Raw genomic sequence first — 7973 nt, 5'->3', positions numbered from 1 at the left:
CCATCCGGGCGATCTGCTGGCCGTCCCCGCCTCGGGCGCGTACAGCCGCTCGATGGCCAGCAATTACAACCACATACCGCGGCCCCCTGTGGTCGTGGTGAACGGCGGCGAAGCGAAGGTCTTGCTGCGCCGCGAGACTCTGGACGATCTGATGGCATTGGATGTGGGGGAATGATGATGCGAGTGCGTCAAGAAGGCGACGATCCGCTGAAGGTGGCGCTGCTCGGGTCGGGCATCGTCGGCACCCAGGTGGCCAAGCTGATCCTCGACCATGGCGATGACTTCGCCGCGCGGATCGGACGCCCACTCGAACTGGTCGGCATCGCCGTGCGCGATCTCACGCGTCCGCGCGACGGTCTGCCGACCGAGTTGTTCACCGACGATGCCGAAGCATTGGTCGCACGTCCCGGCACGGATGTCGTCATCGAGTTGATCGGCGGTATCGAACCGGCTAAGCAGCTGATCTTGTCCGCGATCGATCACGGCGCCTCTGTGGTGACCGCTAACAAGGCCCTGCTGGCGGCTCACGGCGACGAGATCTTCGATGCCGCCGAGCGCGCCGGCGTCGATGTCTACTACGAGGCTGCCGTCGCCGGCGCGATTCCGATCGTCCGGCCGTTGCGCGAATCGCTGGTTGGCGACTCGATCCGCATGGTGATGGGCATCGTCAACGGCACCACCAACTACATCCTCGACAAGATGACCACCGAGCAGACCGACTATGAGACTGCCTTGGTACAGGCCCAGGACCTGGGCTACGCGGAGGCCGACCCGACCGCCGACGTCGAGGGCTTCGATGCCGCCGCCAAGGCGGCGCTGCTGGCCAGTCTGGCATTCCACACCCGGGTAAACGGCGACCAGGTGCACACCGAGGGCATCACTCGCATCGTCCAGGACGACATCCGGGCCGCTCGCGAGGTCGGTTGCGTGGTCAAGCTGGTGGCCATCGCCAATCAGCTGGACGACTCACAGATCTCGGTGCGCGTGCACCCGGCGTTGATCCCGCTGGGACATCCGCTGGCTGCGGTTTCGGGAGCATACAACGCGATCTTCGTCGAGGCGGATGCCGCCGGGCGGCTGATGTTCCTCGGGCCGGGGGCCGGTGGCGCACCGACTGCCAGCGCGGTCACCGGAGACCTGGTGACCGTTGCCCGTAACCGGGCGCGCGGAGTGGCCGGGCCGAACCAGACCATCTACAACAATCTGACGGTGGCCGATATGGGGGCGGTGCAGACGCGCTACTTCCTGCGACTACGGGTGGTGGATGAGCCGGGCGTGCTGGCCGCTATCGCAACGATCCTTGCCAGGCACGGAATTTCGGTACAAACCGTGCTGCAGACCCCGGCGAGCGACACAGCATCTCGCACAGCGGCCTCGGCCGAACTGAGCCTGATGACTCACATGGCCATCGAGTCGAATCTTCTGGCATGCTTGAGCGAGTTGAAGGCCAATCCGAGCGTGCGCAGCGAGGTGCGCTTCTTGCGAGTGGAGGGCATGTAAATGCAGCTGGCCTGCCTGGACCTCGAAGGCGTCCTCGTCCCTGAGATCTGGATCGCCGTCGCCGAGACCACCGGAATCGATGAGTTGCGGCTGACCACGCGAGATGTCAGCGACTACGACGAGTTGATGACGCATCGATTGCGCGTGCTGGACGCTCATGGGCTCAAGTTGCCCGAGATCCAAGAGGTAATCGCCGGGCTCGGCCCGCTGCCGGGCGCGCGAGACTTCGTCGACTGGCTGCGCGAACGCTACCAGGTGATTATCTTGTCAGACACCTTCTACGAATTCGCCGATCCGTTGATGGTCCAGCTCGGACGCCCGACACTGTTCTGCCATCGCCTCGAAGTGGCCGATGACGGCCGGATCACCGGATACAAGCTGCGGATGCCCGACCAGAAGCGACACGCGGTCGAGGCCTTCCAGGGTCTCAATTTCTCATGCATCGCGGCCGGCGACTCGTACAACGACACCTCCATGCTCGGCCAAGCCGAGGCCGGCATCTTGTTCAGCGCGCCGCAACGGGTGATCGATGAATTCCCGCAGTTCGAATCGGTAACCAGCTACGACGGACTGCGGGCGGCGTTCACCCGGGCGAGCGTCGCGATTGCGGCCTGCTGAGTTGAATGTCTCCTCGGTCGCTGCGTGGCGAGAACCGCACCGGCGCGGTGGTCCAGGGCACCGATCAGGTGACACCCTGCTCACAAACCTTTCCGGGGCCCCGACCTGCGGCGACCTCCGACGAGACGAGAAATGTTGCTGCCAGGTTACGACCTGGCACCCGATTGGGTGCTTTCAGCAACGTGTGACTACTGTCAAGGCATCGTGTCGGATCGTAAGGTCCGGTCACCGTTCTTAATTCTCGAAAAGAAGCGAGGAAACTGTGAAGAGACGACATAAAGGCCTTGGCGCTATTGCGCTAATGACTGCCGCCTCCTTGGCCCTTGTTGGTTGCGGGTCGGGCGGCAATGGAGGTTCGAGTGGCGGCAGCGACGGCGCCATTATCAGTGCCAACAGCACCGAACCGCAAAAGCCCCTGATCACCTACGACACCACCGAGGTCGGTGGCGGACGCATTCTGAAGCAGATCTATGCCGGCCTGGTGTACTACGACGCCGACGGCGCGATCCAGAACGAGGTCGCCTCATCCATCGACAGCGACGACGCCACGTTGTGGACGATCAAGCTGAACGATGGCTGGACCTTCACCAACGGCGAGGCCGTCACCGCGAAGAGCTTTGTCGACACCTGGACCCATGCGGCTACCGATTCGGCAGGTGCATATTGGTTCAGCAATATCGAAGGGGTCAGCGAGGATGGCAGCACCACGCCGACCGGACTCACCGTTGTCGACGATCTGACCTTCACTGTTCAGCTCGTCAAACCGGAATCGGACTACCCGCTGCGGCTTGGCTACGATGCTTACGCGCCGTTCCCCTCGGTGGCCTTCGATGATATTGCCGCTTACGGCGAGAACCCGATCGGCAACGGCCCCTACATGCTTGACGGCGAAGGCGCATGGCGCCACGACGAGGGCATCACATTGGTGACCAACCCCGATTACAAGGGCGGACGCGTACCCCAGAACGACGGTATCGATATCCGCTTCTACAACACCTTGGAGTCGGCTTATGCCGACGTGCAGGGCGGAAACCTGGACGTGCTCGACCAGATTCCGGATACCGCTTTCGGTACGTACGCGTCCGAGTTCGCCGGCCGCAACGTGAACCAGCCGGCCGCCATTTTCCAGTCCTTCAATATGGGCTTCTATGTGGCGGGCTTCGGGCAGGACGAGGAAGGTGCACTGCGCCGACAGGCCCTTTCGATGGCCGTCAACCGCGACGAGATCACTGAGACCATCTTCCAGGGCACCCGTACCCCGGCGACCGACTTCACCTCTCCGGTGATCGCCGGCTACACCGACAAGCTGGAAGGTGCCGATCTGCTGAAGTACAACCCGGAGAAGGCCAAGGAACTGTGGGCTCAGGCCGATGCCATCAAGCCGTACTCCGGCGCCACGCTCACCATCGCCTACAACTCTGACGGTCCCCACCAGGCTTGGGTGGACGCGGTCTGCAACTCCATCAAGAACACTCTTGGTATCGAGGCCGAAGGTCAGCCGTACCCGACCTTTGCCGCTGCCCTGGACGACCGGGAACACCAGAAGCTGACCGGTGGTACCCGCGCAGGCTGGCAGGGTGACTACCCGTCGCAGGCCAACTTCTTGTCGCCGCTGTATTCGACCGGCGGATCCTCGAACTATGAGGGCTACTCGAGTGCCGCGTTCGACCAGAAGCTGGCTGATGCTGCCTCCGCCTCGTCCGTGGAAGAGGCCACCCAGCTGTATCACGAAGCTCAAGAAATCCTGCTGAAGGATATGGCATCGATTCCGCTGTGGTACCAGAACGCGGTGGGTGTGTGGAGTGAGTCCGTCGACAATGTCGCATTCGGATGGGACTCCGTGCCGCTGTACTACCAGATCACCAAAGCCTGATCTGGCCGAGCAGCAGATTCGGTGCGGTGCCCGGGACGTGCTCATGTCCCGGGCACCGTGCTGATAGCACACGCAGTGCCCTAACATGTCCACAGATTTCATCCGCAGCTAGGAGTCGTCGATGCTCAAATACATCGGCCGCAGGCTATTGCAGCTGATCCCGGTCTTCTTCGGGGCGACCTTCCTCATTTACGCCATGGTCTTTGCCCTTCCCGGTGATCCCATTGCAGCCCTTTACGGTGATCGGCAGCCTCCGCAGGCGACCATCGACGCCATTCGTGCCCAGTACCACCTGGACGAGCCATTCATAAATCAGTACTTCTATTACATTGCCGGCCTCTTCAAGGGGCACTGGGGAACGTCGTATACCGGTCGTCCGGTCATCGAAGTGATGTCCCACGCGTTCCCGATCACGGCCCGGCTCGCACTATTGGCGCTGGCCTTCGAGGCCGTTGCCGGTATCGCCGTCGGCTTGGTCGCAGGCCTGCGCAAAGGCAAGATCTTCGACGCGACCGCCCTGGTGACCAGTCTGATCCTCATCTCGGCGCCCACCTTCGTGATCGGCTTCCTGCTGCAGCTCATCTTCGGTGTGAAGCTCGGCTGGGCCAGAACTACGGTGTCGGCCGGTGCGCCGCTGAACGAATTGATCTTGCCGGCCATCGTTTTGGCGAGCGTCTCGTTCGCCTACATCGTGCGGCTCACCAGATCCAGCGTGACGGAAAATCTGTCCGCTGATTTCGTCCGCACCGCCACAGCCAAGGGCTTGAGCAGGCGCCGGGTCATCATGGTGCACGTTCTGCGTAACTCGCTGGTACCGGTGGTCACCTTCCTCGGTGTCGATCTCGGATCGCTGATGGTCGGATCGATCGTGACCGAAGGCATCTTCAACGTCAACGGCGTGGGCGGCACCATTTACCGCGCCGTCACCATCGGCGACGGACCAACAGTGGTGTCCTTCGTCGCGGTGATGGTCGTGATCATCATGCTCGCCAATCTGCTGGTCGACATTCTGTACGCCTGGCTCGATCCGAGGATTCGCTATGCCAAGTAATGCTCAGCTCCATCAGGAGCATTTCGTCGCACCCTTGGACGAGACCCCGCTCAAGGCGGTTGACGCCGTTGATGTCGCGGGCAAACCCCGCACCACCTGGGGAGACGCCTGGGAGTCGATGCGCAAGCGTCCGATGTTCTGGGTGTCTGCCGCGTTGATCGTGGTGGTGCTGTTCCTTGCGATCTTCCCGGGCGTGGTGACTTCGGCCGCGCCGAACGACGGCTGCCAGCTCGCCAACAGCGATCACGGCCCCGCCGCCGGCCATCCCTTCGGGTTCACCAGGCAGGGCTGCGATGTTTTCGCCCGCGTGGTTTTCGGTGCCCGTGCCTCGGTGCAGGTCGGCATGACCGCCACCATCTTGGTGGTCTTGATCGGCGGTATCGTCGGTGCGATCGCCGGCTACTACGGTGGCTGGTGGGATGCTGTGCTGTCCCGCATCGGCGATATCTTTTTCGCCATCCCCACCATCCTCGGCGCAATCGTCGTGATGTCGGCTTTCCCGGCCCGCAATCCGATATTCGTGGCGGTGGTGATCGCGATGTTCGCCTGGCCACAGATCGCCAGGATCATGCGCGGCGCGGTGCTCAGCGCCAAACAGTCCGACTATGTGATGGCTTCGCTGGCACTGGGTGTGTCCAGGCTCCGGATTCTCATCCGGCACGTGCTGCCCAACGCTTTGGCGCCCGTGATCGCCGTCGCGACCGTATCTCTTGGTACCTACATCGTCGCCGAATCCACGCTGTCGTTTCTCGGTGTCGGGCTACCGCCCAGCGTGATGAGCTGGGGCAATGACATCTCTCAGGCGAGGGCCTCGCTCACCACGAACCCGATGCCGCTGATCTATCCCGCAGGTGCCTTGTCGATCACGGTCCTGTCCTTCTTGATGCTCGGCGATGTCGTCCGAGACGCCCTGGATCCGAAGGAGCGTGCACGCCGATGACTACAGCACCATCTGAACAGAGCGCAAATCAAGGGCCACTGCTGGCGATTCATGACCTGCACGTCAGCTTCACCACCAAGTCGGGTGAGATCCCGGCGGTCCAGGGAGCCGACCTGACCATCTATCCCAAGCAATGGGTCGCAATCGTCGGCGAATCCGGATCCGGAAAATCGACCACCGCTCAGGCAATCATCGATCTCCTACCGGGCACCGGAAGGATCAAGCAGGGCTCGATCAATTTCGACGGTACCGATCTGTCGAAGCTGTCGCCCAAGCAATTGACCGATGTGCGCGGTGCGCAGATCGGCTATGTTCCTCAAGATCCGATGTCCAACCTCAACCCCGTGTGGACGATCGGCTACCAGGTGGAGGAGGCCATCAAGGCCAACAATGTCGCCCGCGGCGACAAGGCGGTACGCGAGCGCGCCATCGAAGTGCTGACAGAGGCCGGGCTTCCGGAGGCCCAGAACCGTCTGAAGCAGTACCCGCACGAGTTCTCCGGTGGCATGCGGCAGCGGGCTCTGATCGGTATCGGCCTGTCGGCCCGTCCGAAGCTGTTGATCGCGGACGAACCGACCTCGGCGCTCGACGTCACCGTGCAGCGCCGGATCCTCGATCACCTGCAGACCCTCACCGACGAGTACGGCACCTCGGTGCTGTTCATCACCCATGATCTGGGGCTCGCCGCCGAGCGGGCCGAGCACCTGGTCGTGATGTATCGCGGAAGGGTGGTGGAATCCGGCTCCTCGCAGGAGATCCTGGCCGCACCCAAACATCCCTACACCCAGCGCCTGGTTGCGGCGGCACCCAGCCTGGCATCGCGGCGGATGCAGTCCGCGCTGCACGACGATAGGGTCGAGGTCTTCGAAGGCGCGGCCCCCGAGCAGGCATTGCTCGAGCGTGCGGCCGAACGAGACGAACTAGCCGCCGAATCGTCCGGCCATCTCATCGAGATCGTCGGTGCCCGCAAGGTGTTCACGTTGCGCACCCGCAGGTTGTTCGAGCGGCGCGAGCTGGTGGCGGTCAACGACGTCAATCTGCGCGTGAAGAAGGGCACCACCTCGGCCATCGTGGGGGAGTCCGGTTCCGGAAAGTCCACCTTGGCGAAGCTGTTCTTGAAGCTGGAGCCGTTGACCGGTGGATCGATCCGGTTCGACGGCAAGGACATCAGCGGCAACCTCAGAGGAGCCGAGTTGATGGAGTTCCGGCGCCGGGTGCAACCGGTCTTCCAAGATCCCTATGGCACCTTGGACCCGCAATACAGCGTGGGCAATACAATCGCCGAGCCCCTGGTCGTGCACGGCATCGGTAGCCAGGCCGAGCGCCAGGCCAGGGTGAAGGAACTTCTCGATCAGGTAGCGCTGCCGTCAGGCACCCGTGACCGCTACCCGAGCGAGCTGTCCGGTGGCCAGCGCCAACGCGTCGCCATTGCCCGGGCTTTGGCCCTGCGGCCCGAGGTGCTGGTGCTCGATGAGGCAGTCTCAGCGTTGGACGTGCTCGTCCAAGGGCAGATCCTCACCCTGCTAACCGAACTGCAAACCGAACTTGGATTGACCTATATGTTCATCACCCATGACTTGGCGGTGGTGCGGTTGGTCGCCGACAACGTGTGCGTGATGCAAGAGGGCCGGGTCGTCGAGACCGCGAGCACCGATGAGGTGTTCGAGAACTCGCAGCAGAATTACACCCGCGAACTGCTGGCGGCCATCCCCGGTGCGAATTTCGCGTTCGGAACCTGACCCCAGAACCCTGGGTGCGTTCGCCCAATCGGCATGGGGCTCATAGACTCCACACGTGGCGTGGACGATGTCGGCGGTGGTGCTCGTGGCCATGCTGCTCGCCGGGGGGCTGGCCTGGTGCGCCCTCGGATGGCGGCGGGCCGCCGTCGAGGTCGAGCGGCTGCAAACCTTGGCCAGGTGGCGTGCCGATCAGGTGTCTATGCTCAGCCACGAATTGCGTACCCCGTTGTCCATGATCAATCTGGCCGGCGA

At 62.9% G+C, this 7973-nt stretch carries 7 protein-coding genes and 1 pseudogene; all 8 read left to right on the top strand.

The annotated features are described in order from the left end of the window. Positions 1 to 175, top strand: a pseudogene (locus AAFP05_RS05275) (diaminopimelate decarboxylase); the annotation flags it as partial. Further along, positions 172 to 1500 (top strand): homoserine dehydrogenase, encoded by a 1329-nt coding sequence (locus AAFP05_RS05270; RefSeq protein ID WP_341728807.1) that lies wholly within the window; start codon positions 172 to 174, stop codon positions 1498 to 1500. The pseudogene AAFP05_RS05275 and the gene AAFP05_RS05270, both read left to right, overlap by 4 nt. Beyond that, positions 1501 to 2118, top strand: coding sequence for a bifunctional phosphoserine phosphatase/homoserine phosphotransferase ThrH (gene thrH, locus AAFP05_RS05265; RefSeq protein ID WP_341728806.1), 618 nt, complete (start codon positions 1501 to 1503; stop codon positions 2116 to 2118). A 301-nt stretch (positions 2119 to 2419) separates the two neighbouring features. Continuing rightward, a complete protein-coding gene (locus tag AAFP05_RS05260; protein WP_341728805.1) occupies positions 2420 to 3991 on the top strand; it encodes an ABC transporter substrate-binding protein in 1572 nt (523 codons plus the stop codon). Positions 3992 to 4112: 121 nt separating this feature from the next. Next, entirely contained in the window at positions 4113 to 5042 is a 930-nt protein-coding gene (locus AAFP05_RS05255; RefSeq protein ID WP_341728804.1) for an ABC transporter permease, read from the top strand. Continuing rightward, entirely contained in the window at positions 5032 to 5982 is a 951-nt protein-coding gene (locus AAFP05_RS05250) for an ABC transporter permease (RefSeq protein ID WP_341728803.1), read from the top strand. The genes AAFP05_RS05255 and AAFP05_RS05250 overlap by 11 nt, the downstream gene beginning before the upstream one ends. After that, positions 5979 to 7721 carry an ABC transporter ATP-binding protein gene (locus tag AAFP05_RS05245; RefSeq protein ID WP_341728802.1) on the top strand — a complete coding sequence of 581 codons (1743 nt, stop codon included), beginning with the start codon at positions 5979 to 5981 and terminating at the stop codon, positions 7719 to 7721. Before AAFP05_RS05250 ends, AAFP05_RS05245 begins: the two co-directional genes overlap by 4 nt. Positions 7722 to 7776: 55 nt before the next feature. Continuing rightward, the coding region (locus AAFP05_RS05240; RefSeq protein ID WP_341728801.1) for a hypothetical protein at positions 7777 to 7973 on the top strand (197 nt) is incomplete at its 3' end.

This window comes from Brooklawnia sp., assembly GCF_032229645.1.
Lineage (GTDB): Bacteria > Actinomycetota > Actinomycetes > Propionibacteriales > Propionibacteriaceae > Brooklawnia.
Note: the sequence above shows the minus strand (reverse complement) of the source record. Positions and strands in the feature narration are given on the sequence as shown.

What these genes read in the sequence shown, in the direction of transcription:
- AAFP05_RS05245 (WP_341728802.1), top strand. Translation starts at nt 5,979, where the DNA reads ATGACTACAGCACCATCTGAACAGAGCGCAAATCAAGGGCCACTGCTG.
- thrH (WP_341728806.1), top strand. Translation starts at nt 1,501, where the DNA reads ATGCAGCTGGCCTGCCTGGACCTCGAAGGCGTCCTCGTCCCTGAGATC.
- AAFP05_RS05260 (WP_341728805.1), top strand. Translation starts at nt 2,420, where the DNA reads ATGACTGCCGCCTCCTTGGCCCTTGTTGGTTGCGGGTCGGGCGGCAAT.
- AAFP05_RS05255 (WP_341728804.1), top strand. Translation starts at nt 4,113, where the DNA reads ATGCTCAAATACATCGGCCGCAGGCTATTGCAGCTGATCCCGGTCTTC.
- AAFP05_RS05250 (WP_341728803.1), top strand. Translation starts at nt 5,032, where the DNA reads ATGCCAAGTAATGCTCAGCTCCATCAGGAGCATTTCGTCGCACCCTTG.
- AAFP05_RS05270 (WP_341728807.1), top strand. Translation starts at nt 172, where the DNA reads ATGATGATGCGAGTGCGTCAAGAAGGCGACGATCCGCTGAAGGTGGCG.